Raw genomic sequence first — 20,415 nt, forward strand, 5'->3', positions numbered from 1 at the left:
TTTAATATTAATAACCAGGGTTTTGTGTTAAATTTTGATTTGTAGCCAAACTCGCAGAAGGAATAGGATACAAGGCTCTGAATTCATCTAATGATGTTCCTGTACTTGGACCACCTTTGAAAGACCAGATGTATTGGTTTCCAGTATACAATCCGAAACGAATAAGATCCTGTCTTCTATGGCTTTCCCAGTATAATTCCCGAGAACGTTCATCAATTATAAAGTCTAGGCTAAGCTGAGCAGAGCTTATATTCGCAGAGGTATTTCCAAAAGCTCTTTCTCTTAAAGCGTTTACGTAATCAACCGCCGTATTGAGATCGCCGCCGCCACCTCTCAAGTGAGCCTCCGCATACATCAGATAAGCATCTGCCAATCTGAACATTGGAAAATCCGTATCGGTAAAAAGCCTGTCAGACCCAAAACCTCCCGTTGAAGTTCTATTGGAGTACTTTGTTATGATGTAACCCGTATTGGGATCACTGATTTCAAGATTTATTGGACGATCTTCTGTGATCAGAGTATTTCTGGAATCGTTATCATACAATGGATTTAGAATGAATTGTTCTGCAAATTCTGGTCTAACTCTAAAAAGACCGCCAAATCCGCCAGGATTCACTCCCAAGCTTTCTCCGTTTTGCTCCTGAGCGCCTACCTGACCTTGAATTAGGATGGTTGTACCTCCAAAGTTTTGGGTAGTCTGACCATCATTTACAATTGGAAAAATGATTTCGTTTTGTGCTCCATTGGTATTGTTATCGGCCATGAAATTATAAAGGTAATTATCAACTAACTGATAGCTTGCATTGATAACATCCTGAGATCTGGACAAAGCCTCTGAGTATCTGGGAGTTCCTGTATACACTTCAGCATTCAGATAGATTTTTGCTAAAATCATATTGACAACGCCTTGATCAATTCTTGCGTATTCACCAGTATTTGCGGCGGGCAGATCATCAAAAGCTTCAAGGAGCAGGCCTTCAACCAAATCGAATAATTCAGTTCTGGACAATTCTTCACCCTGGATAAATCCAACCTCCATGGTTTCATCATAGTAAGGCGCCTTACCAAACATATCCATTAAATGATAATAGGACAGGGCTTTTAAAGCTTTGGCTTCAGCTCTGTAGGTTTGAATTTCCTCTGCAGAACCAATTCCTCTGGCCTGGAGTAGTTCATCTGTGGATTGTCTCAAAAATTCATTGGACAAGGCCACCGAAAACATGGCTCTGGAGTAAACTCCTCTTAGCAAAACATTCTCTGGCGAAGCTGAGTTTCTTTGAACGCCTCTAAGGCCTGGGTCATTTTCAAAAGTCCAAATAACTTCATCCGTAGATAAGTTTTGTAAGTTAAATAAACCTCTCATATATTGTCCGGTTCCCGCATCTAGACCACCAATATTTGATCCGCCCGGATCGGTAAGAGAGGACAGGGATAAGTTGGCATAAACACCAGCCAAAGCTTGTTTATAGGCTTCTGCTGAGGTATACACTTCGTCTGCCAAAATTATGTTTGGATCGTTTACACCAACATCCAGGTCAGATTCACATGAAGAAAACAGCAGTGTTCCTATAAATGTGAGTAGTATGTATTGTTTAAGTTTCATAATTTAATTTTTTAAAAATTATAATTCACACCAAGTAAGTAAGTTCTACCTCTAGGATATATTGTATTATCAATACCACCACTTCCTAGTTCCGGATCTATACCAGAATAGTCTGTGATAATAAATGCATTTTGTAATCCCATCCAGAACCTCAGGCTTGTACTGTCTTTATTGAAATTTTCTAGAGTATAACCCAGCGTAATGTTATCCATTCTTAAGAAAGAGGCATCCTCTAAATAGAAATCGGATAAAATAACATCCGGTGTTCTTGCAAATCTGGTTTCTAGAACTTGTACTGGTAAATTGTTCGGCGCAGCTAAATCTAAATTTCCAAGTTGAGCTCTGGAAGAATTCACATTATTGTAAATTTCTCCACCAATGCTTGCTCTCAAGTTAAAATTGAAGTCAAAATTTTTATAAGTCAGGTTAGACTGAAAGCCCATCAGCACATCTGCCTGTCCGTTTCCAGACACATAACGGTCTCTGTCGTCTATAGTACCATCTCCATTTATATCTGCATAGGCACCTTCAATAGGTTGTCCAGACTGATCGTACAATTGTGCATAGGTAAAAAACGAATTTGGCCATTCACCTTCTCTTTGCACCTGAATAGTATTCCCTGTTCCACCTGAAATGCCACCAACAAAAATATCCTGACCGAAGGCTAAACGCGTTATTTCTCTATCGAAAGCTGTGAAATTATAATTCACATTCCAATTTAAATCATCCTGTCTGATGACATTATAATCCAGGTTAACTTCAACACCCTTTGAAACGAATTCGCCTATGTTTTGAAATCCCTGGTTAGAAAAGTTAGCTCCATCCGGAACCGGTACAAAGGATAACAAGTCATCAGCAGTCCTCTCAAACACATCTACCGAACCGGAAATTCTATCATCAAAAAAGGCAAAATCCAGTCCTAAATTGATTTCTGTTAATATCTCCCAGCTAATATTTGGATTGGTATATAAAGGCTGTAGAGGGACAATAGGATTATTTCCAAACCTGTATTGCTGGTTAGATAAACCTCGTTGATATCGGCTTAAATAATCAGTTGTAGAGGAAATATCCTGTTGACCAAGCTGTCCCCAGCCTGCTCTTACTTTTAAGTTACTAATAACCTGACTGTCTTTTAAAAAATCTTCTTCACTTATTTGCCAGGCTCCAGAAACAGATGGAAAATATTCGATTCGGTTCTCTGGATTAAACTTTGATACACCATCGCGTCTGATAGACCCATTTATATAGTATTTCTCTTTAAAGCTTAAGTTGGCTCTACCGAAATATCCTATAAAGACAACATCATCCGCCACCGTTGTTCTGGGACCCTGGGCATTCGGATCTAAAATTTCACCAGTTGTGAAACTTTCAGATTCAAATTTTTGATAGGAATACCCAGCGGTTAATTTCACGCCAAAGTCTCCGTAATTATCGTCAAAAATGAAATAAGCATCTGCAGAGGTATTGGTTCTTTTTTGTGAATATCTGGATTCATTTCCGATAAACTCACCCTGCTCCGCATTTACACCCAAAGCACTTGTTCGAGGTCTGGAAAATGACCCCCCACTTTCAGTTCTGTCAATACCTAAATTGGTTACGAAACTTAAGGCTGGTAAAAAATGAAATTTATAATCTAAATTCAGGTTTCCAAAGAATCGATCGGCATTACTCACATTTTGGGTTTGCAATAATTCCGCTACAGGGTTTCTTGGCACGTTCGAGGATGCAGAGCCATCGTTATCTCTAAATTCAAAAAAACCACCATAAGGAGAACTAGGATCTCTAACAGGTTGTGTAGGATCAAATGCAATTGCACTTCCTTCTACTCCTGATGCGAATCTGTTGTCCACGTTACTGTAATTGGCATTTAAACCCACTTTCAAATGATCGTCAAAAAGTCTTGGATTTATGGACAATGAAGCCGTAGTTCTGTCAAACTTAGACGTTCTTCTTAAACCCTGCTGATCCGATCGGTTTAAGGATAAACGCGTTGGGATTTCTCCAAATAATGCACCACGTGCGCTAAAGTTGATGTCAGATGACTTTGCCTGTCTATAGATCTCATCCTGCCAGTTGGTATTAGCTTCTCCAAGTTCGTCCTGGCGATCTGGAAAGTTATCCTCTACCAGGCTTCTAAACTGTGAAGCATTTAGGACATCTATAGTGTTATCAATAGTCGTTAGGTTCTGCTGCACATCCAAAGTTACATTGAGTTCGCCTCTACCTTTTTTGGTATTGATGATAATAACTCCTCCGGCTGCTCTAATACCATAGATGGCAGATGCAGAAGCATCTTTTAATACCGAAAACGATTCAATATCATTCGGATTGATAGAAGATAAGACAGATCGTGTTCCAGCTGCAGTCTCATTGTTTAATGGTAAACCATCAAGTACAATTAAAGGAGCATTACTGGCATTGAAGGAAGAACCGCCACGAATTGTAATTTCAGAACCAGAACCAGGACCACCGCCTTTGGTTACTGACAGACCAGGTACACGACCTTGTATAAGACTTTCTGAAGTTACAATATTTCCCTTATTAAAATCTTTTTCGGTCACAGAGGCTACAGAACCAGAGATGGATTTTACGCTCTGATCACCATAACCAACAACCACAACTTCCTTAAGTGCTTCCGCATCTTCAACCATCGATACATCAATCCTTGTGTTATTTCCATTAAATACAATGTCCTGGGTTCTATAACCTATGTAAGAAAAAGATAAAGTTTCACCTTTTTCTAAATCGATTGAGTAGTTCCCGTCAAAATCGGTTGTTGTCCCTTTTGTAGTATTTTTAACTAAAATGTTAACACCGGGTATTGGCATACCGTTGTTATTCACAACAGTCCCGCTTACTGTGGACTGGGCAAAAATACTTATAGGTAAAAGCATTAGCAACAAACCTAAAAGTTTAATTGTTCGCATAGAGATTTTTTTTGTGTTAGTAATGAGTTATATTTTTACTTCCAGAGTTAAAATTATGTAAACTTATCTCAATAACCTTAGCTACACGTCAGCTACAACGTTTTCGTGTTGATAACTTTTTATTTTTTTCACTTTTTTAGGTCAATATTGAAGAATTGTTTATTTTGAAGCAATAATTTATCCTTATAATTGAAGATGAAACAAAAACCGACACTAAAAGTTATTGCCAAGGAGCTTGATGTCTCTGTATCTACTGTGTCCAAAGCCTTAAGGGATAGCAAGGAAATAGGAGAGGAAACCAAAAACAAAGTCAAGGCTTTCGCTAAGCTCTATAATTACAGACCCAATAATATTGCCTTAAGCCTTAAAAATAAGAAAACAAAAACTTTGGGAGTTATTATTCCGGAAATTGTTCATCACTTTTTCACCACCGTTATTTCGGGGATCGAGCATTATGCCAATGACAAAGGTTACAATGTTATTGTAGGACTTTCCAATGAATCCTTTAAAAAAGAAGTCATCAACCTTGAAATGCTGGCCAACGGGAGTATTGATGGATTCATCATTTCAGTAGCCAAGGAAACCCTTTCGGTCAAAGATTATCATCACCTGTCCGAAACCATAGATCAGGGGATACCTATAGTCATGTTCGACAGGGTCATCGATGAAATTGATTGCGATAAAGTCATTGTTGACGATGTAAAAACCTCAGAAAAAGCGGTTAGGAAATTGATAAGCAGTGGCTGTAAACAAATAGGTATTATCAGTACCAAAGATTACGTTAGCGTGGGCAGACTTAGGACTGAAGGCTATAAAAACGCCTTAGAATCTAAAGGCATTGAAGTTGACACAAATTTGATTTTAAAAATCGATGATAAATTTAATTCAGATGACAACCTGGAGTTTCTTGAACAGCAGATTCATGATTATTTTGAAAAGAATACGGTGGATGGTCTCTTTGCCGTGAACGAACTTTATGCCATTACGGCCATGAAAGTCGCCAGGCAGAAAGGCCTGAGCATTCCGAATGATCTTCAAATTATCGGATTTACAGACGGAGTGCTTTCAAAGCATGCCTATCCGCCACTCACTACGATAAGTCAGCATGGCTTTGAAATGGGCGAAGAAGCCGCCAAACTTCTTATTGAACGTTTGGAAAATACCAATGATGATGAAGAACCTTTTAAAACCACAATCGTGAAAACGGATATAATCGACAGGGAAACTACAAAATTGTAGAACTTAAAAATTTAAATATATTTGCAGAAAACAAGGCTATATTTTTACTTCCATTAGATAGGCTTTGTTTATTATAAGCTTATCGTTTTAATTTATAAATTAAACGATATGCAAAAAAGAAAATTAGGAATATTAGAAATTTGGAACCTCAGTTTCGGATTTCTAGGTATCCAAATGGGCTTTGCTTTACAAAATGCTAATGCAAGCCGAATTCTGCAAAATTTTGGAGCTGATGTACATCAACTTTCATGGTTTTGGATTATAGCACCACTTATGGGGCTTATAGTGCAGCCTATAGTTGGACATTACAGTGATAAGACCTGGACAAAGCTGGGCCGTAGACGTCCCTATTTTTTGATAGGCGCTCTTTTGGCTTCTGTGGGTTTGATTTTAATGCCTCAAGCCGATATATTTATTGCTTTTTTGCCTGCCCTATGGGTGGGAGCAGGAATGCTGATGATAATGGATGCCTCCTTCAATATTGCGATGGAGCCTTTCAGGGCCTTAGTAGCTGATAATCTCCCCTCAGAACAAAGAACATTAGGCTTCAGTATTCAAACTGTTATTATTGGCATTGGTGCTGTTATTGGTTCCTTTTTACCCTATATCTTAAGCAATTTTTTTGGAATTTCAAATAAAGCTCCAGAAGGGACTGTTCCAGATCATCTGGTCTACTCTTTTATTGTAGGGGCGATCATTCTTATAGGTTCCATACTGATAACGGTTTTTACGACAGAGGAGTATTCTCCAGAAGAGATGAGAGCTATAGAAGCTGAAAAATCAAAGAAAATAGACCAAATAGATATCGTAGAAAAGGAATCAAGACTAAAAGATATTTTTTCGGATTTTGCAAAAATGCCAGAAACCATGAAGCAGTTAAGCTGGGTTCAGTTTTTCTCATGGTTTGGCTTGTTTGGCATGTGGGTATTTACTACACCAGCCATAGCTCAACATTTTTACAATTTACCTCCGTCAGACTCTAGCAGCATTGCTTATAACGAAGCTGGAGACTGGGTAGGTGTACTCTTTGGTATTTACAACTTCGTGTCGGTTTTTGTTGCATTGTCCCTGCCTAAAATTGCGAAATACATCGGCAGAAAACGAACCCATGCTGCTGCATTAGGTATTGGAGGATTTGGCTTAGTTTCTATCTATTTCATGCCAAATCAAGATTGGCTAATCCTGTCCATGATTGGAATAGGAGTTGCATGGGCGAGCATATTGGCTATGCCGTATGCTATTTTGGCTGGAGCAATAAACCCGAAAAAAATGGGTGTTTATATGGGGATTTTTAATTTCTTCATCGTCATCCCTCAAATTATTAATGCCCTGATAGGAGGACCTCTGGTTAAATATGTGTATGGTGACCAGGCAATTTTCGCCCTTGTTACAGCAGGTGTAAGCTTGCTTTTAGCTGCAGTATTGGTTGTTAAAGTAAAAGATGAAGACGATAAAACTTTAGAAAATGATGAAATCACAATTTAAAAAGGCATTTATATTCGATCTCGATGGAGTCATCGTGGATACCGCAAAATTTCACTTTTTAGCCTGGAAAAACCTGGCTGAATCTTTAGAGGTCTCTTTTTCTGAAGAAGAAAATGAACAGCTTAAAGGGGTGTCAAGAATTAACTCGCTACAGAAAATTCTGGAATGGGGTAACAAAAGCATTTCTGAAGATAAATTCAATAGCCTGATGGCTCAAAAAAATGAAGAGTATTTGGCTTTTGTAGACCGGATGTCCCCAGAAGACATATTACCAGGTGTTTTGGAGACCTTAACGTATTTGAAAGAAAACAATTACCCCATTGCCCTCGGCTCTGCCAGTAAAAACGCCAGACACATTTTAACCAAAGTTGGGCTTACTTCTTATTTTGACCATATTGTTGATGGCAACGAGGTTTCGAAAGCCAAGCCCGACCCCGAAGTATTCCTAAAAGGTTGTGAGCTTCTGGGGGTTGAACCCGAGCAGGCTATTGTTTTTGAAGATTCTCAGGCGGGAATTAAGGCTGCAAATACAGCGCACATGCTTAGCGTAGGTATAGGAGACAAAGCCGTGCTTAGCGAAGCTGACTTTAATTTTGAAGGCTTTACAGAACTCACTGAAGACACCTTAAAGACTCTGACCAATTTCAAGAAATAAAAATATTTTAAAAAGACAATAATGAATCAAGATTATATCACACCCAACCCGTGGTCAATTATAGAAAAGGGCTTTGAAGCAGATCGCGTTCAATCTTCAGAAAGCTTATTCAGTATTGGAAATGGCTCAATGGGGCAACGTGCCAATTTTGAGGAAGCCTATACGGGTCCCAGTTTTCAGGGAAGCTATATTGGAGGAGTGTATTATCCGGACAAGACCCGAGTGGGCTGGTGGAAAAATGGTTATCCCGAGTATTTTGCCAAAGTGCTTAATGCGCCCAACTGGATTGGTATCAACGTGATCATCAATGACGAAATTTTAGACTTGTTTAGTTGTAAGAAGGTTGAAAACTTCAGGCGTGAGCTCAATATGAAAGAGGGCTGGCTCGGCAGAAGTTTTGAAGCGACCTTACAAAACGGCATTACTATAAAAGTGGATAGTAAGCGTTTTCTAAGCCTGGATCAGGAAGAACTGGGTGTCATTGATTACCATATCACCCCTGTAAACTCAGAGGCTAAGATCACCTTTATTCCGTATTTAGATTCAGGAATTACCAATCAGGACACCAACTGGGAGGATCAGTTTTGGAAGACGACCAATAAGCTGGTAAGCGATAAGCAGGGTTTTATTGAAAGCCATACCCTAAAAACGTGTTATCACGTCTGTACCTTCATGGAATCTCATTTATTTCTGAACGGAAATACATCAGAAACTAAAGGGAAGCCACTTCAGAAGGAGATGGAAGTTTCCATTTCGTTTGAAGAGCAGGTGGCCAAAGGGAATACGCTGAGCCTTCAGAAATATGCAGGCTATACCACTTCACTAAATCACGATAAATCCGAATTGATTTCAGCGGCTAAATCAGTCTTGGAAAAAGCGACTTCAGAAGGATTTGAAGGTCTTTTGAACACGCAAAAACAGGCCTGGAGCGAGATTTGGAAAATGAGTGACATCAGTATTGACGGGGATGTGAAAGCACAGCAAGGCATACGTTTCAATATTTTTCAGTTAAACCAGACCTATACAGGAACCGATCACCGCTTGAATATTGGTCCTAAAGGATTCACCGGAGAAAAATACGGGGGAAGTACCTACTGGGATACCGAAGCCTATTGCATTCCGTTTTATATGGCCACCAAAGACCAGCAGGTGGCGAGAAATCTGTTGAAGTACCGCTACAATCACCTGGAAAAAGCCATTGAAAATGCGGAAAAACTTGGGTTTACAAATGGCGCGGCCTTATATCCCATGGTCACCATGAATGGGGAGGAATCGCATAACGAGTGGGAAATCACTTTTGAAGAAATCCATAGAAACGGCGCTATTGCTTATGCTATTTTCAATTATCATCGCTATACAGGGGATTACTCCTATATCCCGGAGATGGGCCTTGAAGTGCTTATCGCTATCGCCAGGTTCTGGGAACAACGGGCGACCTTTTCAACTCAAAAAAACAACTATGTTATTCTCGGGGTCACTGGTCCGAATGAATACGAAAATAATGTCAACAATAACTTTTACACCAATTACATCGCCAAATGGTGTATAGACTATACTGTAGAAAACCTTAAAAAGGTTGAAAAAGACTATGCGGCCGATTATGAACGCATTCTTCAAAAAACAAAACTGACCACGACCGAGATTGAATCCATGCTCAAGGTGGCGGATAATATGTATTTTCCTTATTCTGAAGAGCATAGTGTCTACCTGCAGCAGGACGGGTTCTTGGATAAGGAAATGGTAAAAGTGGATGATTTGGATCAAAGAATACGTCCTATCAATCAACACTGGTCCTGGGACAGAATTTTGCGCTCACCTTATATCAAACAGGCGGATACCTTGCAGGGGTTCTACTTTTTTGAGCATCATTTCAAGAAAGAAGAGATCGAGAAGCATTTCGACTTTTACGAGCCGTTTACCGTTCATGAATCTTCCCTTTCTCCATGTGTACACAGTATTCAGGCCGCATTGCTGGATAGAATGGAGCAGGCCTATGCGTTTTACTTAAGAACCTCGCGTCTGGATCTTGACGATTACAACAAAGAGGTGAAGGAAGGCTGCCATATCACCAGTATGGCCGGGACCTGGATGAGTATTGTCGAAGGTTTTGGCGGAATGCGGGTAAAAAATGATCAATTGCATTTTGCTCCAAAAATCCCTAAGGAATGGACTTCCTATTCGTTTAAAGTTAACTTTAGGGATCATATTTTGAAAGTGGATGTCAGTCATGATAATACCAATTTCACTTTAGAAAAGGGAAATCCATTGGAAATTGTAGTCAACGGCGCTACAGTTGAAGTCAAATAAAAATAAAAGACATGAAAAATTTAATTGTTCTTATCGGGATACTACTATCCATAAGCGCTTATAGCCAAAAGTTGAGTTCACCAAACGCTGAACTTGAGCTGAACTTTGAACTCAAAAACGGAACACCTATCTATACCTTACACTACAAAGGCAAAGAAGTCATTGCTGAAAGTAAACTGGGCCTGGAATTGGTTAAGGATGACAAGTCACTGCTGGATGGATTTGAAGTCCAGGAGGTTTCTTATGTAGACTTCGATGACACCTGGAAGCCCGTCTGGGGCGAGCAGGCTGAAATAAGAAACCATTACAATGAAATGGCAGTAAGACTCATGCAGCCAGAAAAAGACAGGCATATTCTCCTGCGTTTTCGATTGTTTGATGAAGGTCTTGGATTCAGATATGAGTTCCCTCAGCAGGACAATCTGGTGTATTTCGTCATCAAGGAGGAACACACCGAATTTGCTATGACAGGAGACCACACTGCTTTTTGGATTCCCGGAGATTATGATTCTCAGGAGTACGATTATACCAGGTCAAAGCTTTCAGAAATAAATGAATTATTTGATGAAGCCTTAACCTATAATGCGTCTCAGGAGCAATTTTCAAAAACAGGGGTGCAGACGTCTTTAATGATGAAAACGGACGATGGAATATATATCAATTTGCATGAAGCGGCTTTGAAAGCCTATTCACTGATGAACCTGAATTTAGACGAATCCACTTTGACTTTTAAATCCTGGCTAACCCCGGATGCGATCGGCAACAAAGGCTATTTACAAACCCCGGCGGTGTCTCCCTGGAGAACCATCATGGTCACCGATGATGCTACAGAAATCCTGGCTTCCAGCATGAATTTAAACCTCAATGAACCCAACGCACTTGAAGATACATCCTGGATAAAACCCATCAAGTATATGGGTGTCTGGTGGGAAATGATCACTGGTAAAAGCAGCTGGAACTATACTGATGATCTTCCTTCTGTCAAGCTGGGCGAAACTGATTACTCTAAAACGACACCCAATAAAAAGCATGCAGCCAATACGGAACACGTTAAGAAGTATATTGATTTTGCCTCCAAACATGGTTTTGATGCCTTGCTTGTGGAAGGCTGGAACGAAGGCTGGGAAGACTGGTATGGACATTCCAAAGATTATGTGTTTGATTTTGTAACGCCGTATCCTGACTTCGATGTCAAGGAAATCCAGGAATATGCCGCTTCTAAGGATATTGAAATGATGATGCATCACGAAACCTCTGGCGCGATCAGAAACTATGAGCGTCACCTGGATACTGCTTACCAATTCATGAACGAGTATGGTTATACCTCTGTGAAAAGTGGATATGTAGGCGATATTATACCGCGCGGAGAGCATCATTACGGGCAATGGGCTATAAACCATTTTTTATATGCTGTAAAAAAAGCGGCCGATTATAACATCATGGTCAACGCTCACGAAGCGGTTAGACCGACAGGACTTCGAAGAACTTATCCCAATTTGATAGGAAATGAATCGGCTAGAGGTACTGAATTTCAGGCGTTTGGCGGATCAAAGCCCAACCACGTCACTATTTTGCCCTTCACACGATTAATTGGAGGCCCTATGGACTATACCCCCGGTATTTTTGAAATGGACATCAGTAAATTGAATCCGAACAATAATTCTCACGTCAATGCTACTATTGCCAACCAATTGGCTCTCTATGTCACTATGTATAGCCCCTTGCAGATGGCGGCCGATTTGCCTGAGAATTATAAGCGCTTTATGGATGCTTTTCAATTTATTAAAGACGTGGCTATAGATTGGGATGAAAGTCATTATTTGGAGGCTGAGCCTGGTGAGTACATCACTGTGGCGCGGAAAGCAAAACATTCACCAAATTGGTTTGTGGGTAATGTCAACGGTACCACTCCTAGAAAGACCAAGCTTAAGCTTGACTTTCTGGAAAAAGGAAAAACTTACGAAGCGACGATTTATGCAGATGCCAATGATGCGCATTACAAAACCAATCCGCAGGCTTACCGGATTTCTACCCAAAAAGTAACCAGCAAATCAACGTTGAGACTCGAGTCTGCACCTGGTGGTGGATTTGCCATTAGTATTATTGAAAAAATAAAATCAAATGATGAAAACTAAAACGCGATTATCCTTCATTCATATCCTTTGTAGTTTTTTTCTTCTGATTCTGTGTTCAGTTGATTTACATGCTCAGGACCTTAGGATTGAACCGCCCAACTGGTGGGTGGGCATGCAGATGGATGCCATTCAACTTATGGTTCATTCTGAGGATATTTCTGCCTATGAGCCCGGAATACAATACGAAGGCGTTGAAATTACTAAAGTACACCAGGCCGACAGCCCCAATTATTTATTTATAGACTTAGTTATTTCAAAAGAAGCCAGAGCCGGGACTTTCGAGATTACATTCAGTAAAAAAGGAGCTAAAACCAGAGGTTTCGATTTTTCATTACATTCCAGAGAAAAACCAGCCGAAGATTACATAGGTTTTAATCATAAAGATGTGGTGTATTTGATTACTCCGGATCGCTTTGCTAATGGGAACCCTAAAAACGATGTGGTAGAAACCCTGAGGGAGACAAAACTTAATCGGGATGATGATTATGCAAGACACGGTGGCGACATTCAGGGGATCATCGACCATTTGGATTACATCTCAGACATGGGGTTTACCAGCATATGGACAAGCCCTCTGCTGATCAATGACATGGTGTCTTCTTCTTACCATGGCTATGCCATCACAGATTTTTACAAAGTAGACCCCCGGTTTGGGAATTTGGAAGTATACAAAGAGCTTTCTCGTAAAGCTTCTGAGAAAGGAGTTGGACTCATTATGGATATGATCGCCAATCACTGTGGCAGCGGACACTGGTGGATGGAAGATTTACCCTTTTCAGACTGGCTTAATTACCAAGACCTGTATGAAGATGGCGAGAGGATTCCAAATTCAAATCATTTAAGAACGACCAATCAGGACCCTTATGCCTCAACTGTAGATACCAAAATCATGCATGAAGGCTGGTTTGTACCCACGATGCCCGATCTGAATCAGGAGAATCCCTATTTGGCTCAGTATATCATTCAAAACAGCATCTGGTGGGTGGAGACTTTGGGTTTACACGGTATTCGGCAGGACACTTATCCTTACCCAAATAAAGCCTTTATGTCGGACTGGGCCGGAGCAATTATGGAAGAATATCCTAATTTCAATATCGTAGGTGAGGAGTGGACGACAGACCAGCTTCTGGTGGGCTATTGGCAGCAGGGTCAAAACAACAGCGATGGATACCAATCCAATTTACGCTCTGTGATGGATTTTCCCATGCAGATGAAAATCGTACAGGCTCTCAATGAAGGTAACGAAGGCTGGGGGAATGGATTGATAAAAATTTATAAGGGCTTAGCCAATGATTTTTATTATCCAAGACCTAAAGATGTGATGATCTTTCCGGATAACCATGATATGGACAGAATCTTTACCCAGCTGAATGAAGATGTGCAAAAAACAAAAATGGCTCTTGGGCTCATCTTGAGCTTGCCCAGAACACCCCAGATTTACTATGGGACTGAGATTTTGATGGAAAATACTGAAAAACGCGGGGATCACGGCCTGATCCGGACCGATTTTCCCGGAGGCTGGGAAGGCGATGTCCAGAATGCGTTTACAGGAAAAAATCTACCGGATGCGCAGCAGGATTTTCAGGTATTTTTAAAGACCTTATTGAATTTCAGAAAGACTTCAGAGGCTATTCTTGAAGGTGAAATGATTCATTTTGCTCCTACGAATGGGGTTTATCCTGTGTTCAGAATTCATAAGAACGAAATTGTGGTGGTTTTTCTTAATACTAATGAGGAGTCCAAAACAATCGATTTATCCCGCTTTGATGAATTGAACCTGGAGGGAACTCAATTCAAATCCTTACTGAATAATGCAGAGCTTAGCTGGGAAAAAGAACTCCAGTTGAAGCCTGGATTTACCTTATACAGAACACATAAATAACTGAAAACTAAACAGTTATGAACCTTTTAACACTAGAAAAATAAAACTACCATGAGATACTTTAAATTTATAAACCTGTTTGTTGGCCTATCGCTTTTGTTTGCAGCCTGTAATCAAAAAACAGATGATAATAAAAACGAAACTAAAAAGTATGAGCCTGTTTCTAATGAAGTCCTGGGGTCTTCTGTGATTTACGAAGCAAACATTAGACAGTATTCTCCGGAAGGGACTTTTGATGCCTTTACCAAAGACATTCCCGAGCTTAAAAAGCTAGGGGTAAAGGTGATTTGGTTAATGCCGGTTTATCCCATTTCTATGAAAAACAGAAAGGCCACTCCGGATTTATCCATAGAAGATATCGAAGATCCGGAAGAAAAAGAAAAGTATCTTGGAAGTTATTACGCCATTTCAGACTATACAGCAATCAATCCGGAATTTGGAACTTCAGAAGATTTTGATGAGCTGGTTGAAACGGCGCATGATAATGGAATGTACGTAATTTTAGACTGGGTGGCCAACCATACGGGCTGGGACCACAAATGGATTGAGGAGCATCCCGAATATTACCATAAAGATAAAGCGGGCAATGTTACAGATCCAATAAACCCGGATACAGGAGAATCCTGGGGCTGGACGGATGTAGCTCATCTAAATTATGAAAATGATTCGCTATGGACTGCCATGAAAGAAGAGATGGTGTACTGGGTGAAGGAAAAAAACATTGATGGCTTTAGAGCCGATGTAGCCGGAAATGTGAAAACTGAATTCTGGAATTACGTTGTGCCTGTGCTGGAGAAGGTCAAACCAGTCTTTATGCTGGCAGAAAGTGAAGATAAAGATTTGTTTTATGAAGCTTTTGACATGGGATACAATTGGGAAGGTCATCATATTATAAATGAAATCGCTCAGGGTAATAAGGATGTCAAACACTGGGATGCTTATATGGCGAAAATCGATACCACCTATCAGAAGGATGACTACCTGATGAATTTTATCACCAATCATGATGAAAACTCCTGGAACGGAACCGTAAAGGAACGCCTGGGCGATGCTTCTGAAACCATGCTGGCTTTTACCTATGCTTTACCAGGAATGCCTTTAATCTACAGCGGTCAGGAATATGGCATGAATAAAAGACTTAAGTTTTTTGAAAAAGACAGCATCCCTAAAACCAAAGGTGAATTTTGGGAGGTGCATGTAAAATTAGGCGAACTGAAAAATAACAATGAGGCTTTGGATGGCGCCAAAAAAGCGGCTTCCTATCAGCGGCTTTCCACCACTAAAGATTTAGCTATTCTTGCTTTTGAACGTTCTAAACATGAAGACAGGTTAATTTTTATAGCCAATTTCACCAATAAAGCCCAGGAATTTCAAACTGATTTTTCAGGAAACTATAAGGACTATATGACTTCTGAACCCTTCGAATTAAAAACTGATCAAATTCTTAATTTCAAGCCCTGGGAATATAAAATTTTGCTGCCTAAGTAATTTTAGACCAGTTTTTATAAAGTTTTTATAATGTTTAGCTATCGAAATCGTTTTAGTCGATAACTAAATTAGTGATTAGCTTATATTTAAAATATATTTGATCTTAATGTACAGTTTCAATGAATAAGAAAATAAACAAAATTGCTGTTTTAACTTCTGGAGGAGATTCCCCAGGCATGAATGCCGCCATAAGGGCTGTCGTCAGAAATGCAGCATATACGGGTCTTACCTGTGATGGTGTGTATAGAGGTTTTCAAGGTTTAATTGAAAATGAATTTGTTGAACTTGGACCCCGTGATGTTAAAAATACCATCAACAGAGGTGGAACGTTTCTGAAATCTGCGAGATCCAAAGATTTCATGGATAAAGATGGTCGGTTAAAAGCCTATAAAAACCTGAAGGCAAGACATATAGACGCTTTGGTTGTGATAGGGGGTGATGGTACCTTTACAGGAGCCTCTGTGTTCAGCAAGGAATTTGATATGCCGATTATTGGTATTCCAGGGACCATCGACAATGACATTAATGGAACCGATTATACCATAGGATACGATACCGCTTTGAACACGGTGGTAGAAGCTATCGATAAGATAAGGGATACGGCGAGTTCTCACGATCGGTTATTTCTCATTGAAGTCATGGGAAGAGATGCCGGAGATATCGCCTTGAACAGCGGTATTGGAGCCGGTGCGGAAGAAATACTTATCCCCGAAGAAAATCTCGGGATAGACCGACTTATCGAATCTCTGGAAAAAAGCAGAAAAACAGGTAAATCTTCAAGTATTGTCGTCGTCTCTGAAGGTGATCAAATAGGTAAAAACATCACTAATGTAGCCGAATCTATTCAGGAAAATCTCCCGGATTACGAAGTGAAAGTTACTGTTCTTGGACACATACAGCGCGGAGGTTCTCCAAGCTGTTTTGACAGAGTTTTGGCAAGCCGCTTAGGGGTTGGTGCTGTAGATGCTTTACTCGAGGGGAAGTCCAATATCATGGTTGGTATAGAACATAAAAAAATTGTTCATGTCCCTTTTGAAACCGCAATAAATATTAAAAAAATATTGGATATAGATCTTATACGCGTTGCAGATATTGTATCCAGCTAATCACGAATCATTTAAAATTTAATAATTATGACAAAAATAGGTATTAACGGTTTTGGCCGTATTGGTAGAATTGCTTTTAGAATAGCAATGGACAATAAAGACGTAGAGATTGTAGGAATTAATGATTTACTGGATGTGGATCATTTGGCTTATATGCTTAAATACGATTCAGTTCACGGCAGGTTTCATAAATCTGTTGAAGTTAAAGACGGGAATTTAGTCGTTGACGGAAAGTCCATCAGAATTACTGCTGAAAGAGACCCAAAACAGTTGAAATGGGACGCTGTTGGCGCTGAAGTGGTGATGGAATGTACAGGTATTTTTAATGATAAAGCTTCTGCTTCTGCACATATTGAAGCTGGCGCCAAAAAGGTAGTGATTTCTGCTCCAACAAAAGACACGCCAATGTTTGTTATGGGTGTTAACCATAAGGATGCCACGGCTGAGGATACTGTAGTTTCCAATGCTTCCTGTACCACCAATTGTCTTGCCCCTATGGCTAAAGTCATAAATGACAACTTTGGAATTGTGGAAGGCTTAATGACAACGGTTCACGCAGCGACTTCTACACAGTATACCGTAGATTCTCCAGCTAAGAAAAATTACAGAATAGGCCGTAGTGCTTTGAATAATATTATTCCAACAAGTACGGGTGCTGCTGTAGCCGTAACCAAGGTAATCCCAGCTTTGAAAGGCAAGTTAACAGGTATGGCCTTTAGAGTGCCAACCGCAGATGTTTCTGTCGTGGATTTAACTGTGAGAACTGAGAAATCAGCCACTTACGAAGAGGTGAAAGCTGCCATGAAAAAAGCATCAGAAGGGGATTTGAAAGGCATATTGACTTATACAGAAGATGAAGTTGTCTCTCAGGACTTTGTCTCTCAATCGGGTATTTCCAATTTTGATGCCAATGCCGGTATAGCTTTGAATGATAATTTCTTCAAACTCATTGCCTGGTATGATAACGAGTGGGGCTTTTCAGCAAAAATGCTTGATCTTGCCGTTCATATTTCTAAGGTCTAGTTGATTATTTATCTCATAAAGCTTGAATAGGAAACTGTTCAAGCTTTTTTAATGTATAAGCTTATGATAATTATAGCAGATGGTGGTTCAACAAAATGCGATTGGATTCTATTAAACGATAAAGGTGAAATAGAATTGAAGACGAGAACTCAGGGTCTGAATCCTGCAGTTTTCAAACCAGAGACTTTAAAATCCCGGATTGAAGAAAACGAAGATCTCAGGAGCATAGTTTCCAAGGTGACCCGGGTTGACTTTTATGGAGCGGGATGCGGAACACCAACGCCTGTAAAAAACCTCGAATCCATATTACAGGGATTTTTTAAGGACGCTGAAATAAATGTCGATGAAGACATGGTGGCAGCTGCACTTGCCGCGACTACAGAACCAGGTATTGTTTGTATTTTGGGTACCGGATCCAATTCTTGTTTTTTTGATGGAAAAAATGTCCACATGGAAGTGGAATCCCTGGGCTATGTGCTCATGGATGAAGCCAGTGGAAATTACTTTGGTAAGCGGCTCATCAGAGATTATTACTATAAATTCATGGGCGATGATATGAGTCGTGAATTTGCCAAACGCTACGATTTAGATGCCGACACTATCAAAAGAAACGTGTATAAAGAAGACAATCCTAATACCTACCTGGCGTCTTTTGCAGAATTTATATTTACGTCTGAAGAGCGAAACGGGTATTTTTATAAATTGATTTATGAAGGCATAGAAAAGTTTATCGAACGTCGTGTGATGTGTTTTAAACAGGCTCAGAATGTCCCTATTCACTTTATTGGCTCTATCGCTTTCTTCTCTGAAGATATCATCAGAGACGTTGCTAAACGCTATCATCTTGATATTGGAAATATCATAAGGAGACCCATTGATGGTCTTATCGAACATTATAAAAAAAACGTCTTAAAAGTTAATTAAATGTCTTTACAAAGCCTATCCCCTGTAGATTTTAAATCCTGGAAGGAACTGGAATCCCTTTCTAAACATAAGTTTGAGCTAAGCGCTCTGTTTAATGCGAATCCAAAACGATTTCAGGAATTTTCAATCCGGAATGAAGATGTTTTAGTTGATTTTTCTAAAAACCTAATTGATGAAGAGGTCTTCAGGCAGCTGCTTAAGCTCGCCGAGGAAGCCAATTTGAAAAAGGCCATCAAAAGCTATTTTGAAGGTGATGAAATCAATGAAACGGAAGGCAGAGCCGTTTTGCATACTGCCTTAAGAACTTCTGAAAACAATTCAGCAAGAGTCGACGGTAAAGAGGTGTATGCCGATGTACAGTCTGTTCTGGCTAAAATGAAAACCTTTGCAGATCAGGTCAATTCTGGTGAGCGAACATCATATGCCGGGAAGAAGTTTACAGATGTAGTCAATATTGGTATCGGTGGATCGGATTTAGGACCGCAGATGATTGTAGATGCCTTAGCCTACTACCAGGAAGACATCAAACCGCATTTCATCTCCAATGTGGATGGAGATCACGTGTTGGAAACCTTAAAACACCTCAATCCGGAAACCACCTTGTTTCTGATTGTTTCCAAATCCTTTAGCACTCAGGAAACGCTGACCAATGCCAATACGGTAAGAGACTGGTTCCTGAAATCGGCAACCCAGGAGGATGTTAAAGATAATTTTGTGGCTGTTTCCACAAATATTTCTGCAGTAGAGGACTTCGGCATCGATACGGAAAATATCTTCCCCATGTACGACTGGGTTGGTGGCCGTTTTTCATTGTGGAGTGCCGCCGGACTTTCTATCGCGGTGAGTGTGGGTTCCCGGAACTTTCAGGATCTATTAGATGGAGCAGAGGACATGGACCGGCATTTCAAAACCTCGGATTTCAAAGATAATATCCCTGTGGTTTTGGCTTTACTGGGCATCTGGTATAACAACTTCCTGGGAGCAGAAAGCGAAGCCATTATTCCATATACCCAATACCTTCAGAAATTGGCTCCCTATCTCCAGCAGGCTTCCATGGAAAGCAATGGAAAAAGCGTGGACAGGGCTGGTAATAGAGTAAATTACCAAACAGGAACCATCGTCTGGGGCGAGCCAGGAACCAATTCTCAACATGCCTTTTTTCAACTGATTCACCAGGGAACCAAACTAATTCCTTCCGATTTTATAGGCTTTAAAAAATCCCTGCACGGCAATTCAACTCACCACGATATCTTGATGGCCAATTATTTTGCCCAGACTGAAGCCCTGATGAAAGGGAAGTCTAGCGACGAGGTTCATGCAGAACTGAAAAATCAGGGCTTAAGCCCTGAAGAGATTCAGAACTTACTGCCTTTTAAAGTGTTTGAAGGCAATAAGCCTACAACGTCGATTTTGATAGACCAGTTAACACCGAAATCCCTGGGTAAATTAGTATCCATGTATGAGCATAAAATCTTTGTACAGGGCGTGATTTGGAATATTTTCAGTTATGACCAGTGGGGAGTTGAACTCGGTAAGCAATTAGCGAAAAACACCCTAAGCGATATTCTTTCGGATAGGATTGAAAACCAGCATGATTCATCAACAACAGAATTGCTTTACTACTACAAATCTTAACAGTTT

General features: G+C 40.1%; 13 protein-coding genes. 11 read left to right on the top strand and 2 right to left on the bottom strand.

Annotation, left to right across the window (positions count from 1 at the left end; translation table 11 throughout):
• Window positions 1-7: 7 nt before the first annotated feature.
• Window positions 8-1,603, bottom strand: coding sequence for a RagB/SusD family nutrient uptake outer membrane protein (locus G3567_RS08340; protein WP_164004876.1), 1,596 nt, complete (start codon window positions 1,601-1,603; stop codon window positions 8-10).
• A gap of 11 nt (window positions 1,604-1,614) precedes the next feature.
• Complete coding sequence (locus tag G3567_RS08345) at window positions 1,615-4,530, bottom strand: SusC/RagA family TonB-linked outer membrane protein (RefSeq protein ID WP_164004877.1); 2,916 nt, start codon at window positions 4,528-4,530, stop codon at window positions 1,615-1,617.
• 195 nt (window positions 4,531-4,725) lie between these two features.
• On the opposite strand from G3567_RS08345, the gene G3567_RS08350 reads away from it, so the two are divergent.
• From G3567_RS08350 to pgi, 11 genes are all read left to right on the top strand, one after another.
• On the top strand, window positions 4,726-5,769 hold the full coding sequence (locus tag G3567_RS08350; protein WP_164004878.1) for a LacI family DNA-binding transcriptional regulator: 1,044 nt from the start codon (window positions 4,726-4,728) through the stop codon (window positions 5,767-5,769).
• Window positions 5,770-5,877: 108 nt separating this feature from the next.
• A complete protein-coding gene (locus G3567_RS08355) occupies window positions 5,878-7,254 on the top strand; it encodes an MFS transporter (RefSeq protein ID WP_164004879.1) in 1,377 nt (458 codons plus the stop codon).
• A complete protein-coding gene (pgmB, locus tag G3567_RS08360) occupies window positions 7,235-7,909 on the top strand; it encodes a beta-phosphoglucomutase (RefSeq protein ID WP_394351407.1) in 675 nt (224 codons plus the stop codon). The genes G3567_RS08355 and pgmB overlap by 20 nt, the downstream gene beginning before the upstream one ends.
• 21 nt (window positions 7,910-7,930) lie before the next feature.
• On the top strand, window positions 7,931-10,216 hold the full coding sequence (locus G3567_RS08365) for a glycoside hydrolase family 65 protein (protein WP_164004880.1): 2,286 nt from the start codon (window positions 7,931-7,933) through the stop codon (window positions 10,214-10,216).
• Between the two features lie 11 nt (window positions 10,217-10,227).
• Window positions 10,228-12,351 (top strand): glycoside hydrolase family 97 protein, encoded by a 2,124-nt coding sequence (locus G3567_RS08370; RefSeq protein WP_164004881.1) that lies wholly within the window; start codon window positions 10,228-10,230, stop codon window positions 12,349-12,351.
• Window positions 12,341-14,233 (top strand): glycoside hydrolase family 13 protein, encoded by a 1,893-nt coding sequence (locus G3567_RS08375; RefSeq protein ID WP_164005094.1) that lies wholly within the window; start codon window positions 12,341-12,343, stop codon window positions 14,231-14,233. The genes G3567_RS08370 and G3567_RS08375 overlap by 11 nt, the downstream gene beginning before the upstream one ends.
• Before the next feature lie 51 nt (window positions 14,234-14,284).
• Window positions 14,285-15,721 (top strand): alpha-amylase family glycosyl hydrolase, encoded by a 1,437-nt coding sequence (locus G3567_RS08380; protein WP_164004882.1) that lies wholly within the window; start codon window positions 14,285-14,287, stop codon window positions 15,719-15,721.
• Between the two features lie 119 nt (window positions 15,722-15,840).
• Complete coding sequence (gene pfkA, locus G3567_RS08385; protein ID WP_164004883.1) at window positions 15,841-16,827, top strand: 6-phosphofructokinase; 987 nt, start codon at window positions 15,841-15,843, stop codon at window positions 16,825-16,827.
• A 27-nt stretch (window positions 16,828-16,854) separates the two neighbouring features.
• Window positions 16,855-17,850 (top strand): type I glyceraldehyde-3-phosphate dehydrogenase, encoded by a 996-nt coding sequence (gene gap / locus G3567_RS08390; protein WP_164004884.1) that lies wholly within the window; start codon window positions 16,855-16,857, stop codon window positions 17,848-17,850.
• A gap of 63 nt (window positions 17,851-17,913) precedes the next feature.
• Window positions 17,914-18,774 (top strand): N-acetylglucosamine kinase, encoded by an 861-nt coding sequence (locus tag G3567_RS08395; RefSeq protein WP_164004885.1) that lies wholly within the window; start codon window positions 17,914-17,916, stop codon window positions 18,772-18,774.
• Window positions 18,775-20,409: a glucose-6-phosphate isomerase gene (gene pgi / locus G3567_RS08400; protein ID WP_164004886.1), complete on the top strand. Its 1,635-nt coding sequence runs from the start codon at window positions 18,775-18,777 to the stop codon at window positions 20,407-20,409.
• Window positions 20,410-20,415: the final 6 nt, after the last annotated feature.

The organism is Psychroflexus aurantiacus (assembly GCF_010820555.1).
GTDB classification, from domain to species: Bacteria; Bacteroidota; Bacteroidia; order Flavobacteriales; family Flavobacteriaceae; genus Psychroflexus; species Psychroflexus aurantiacus.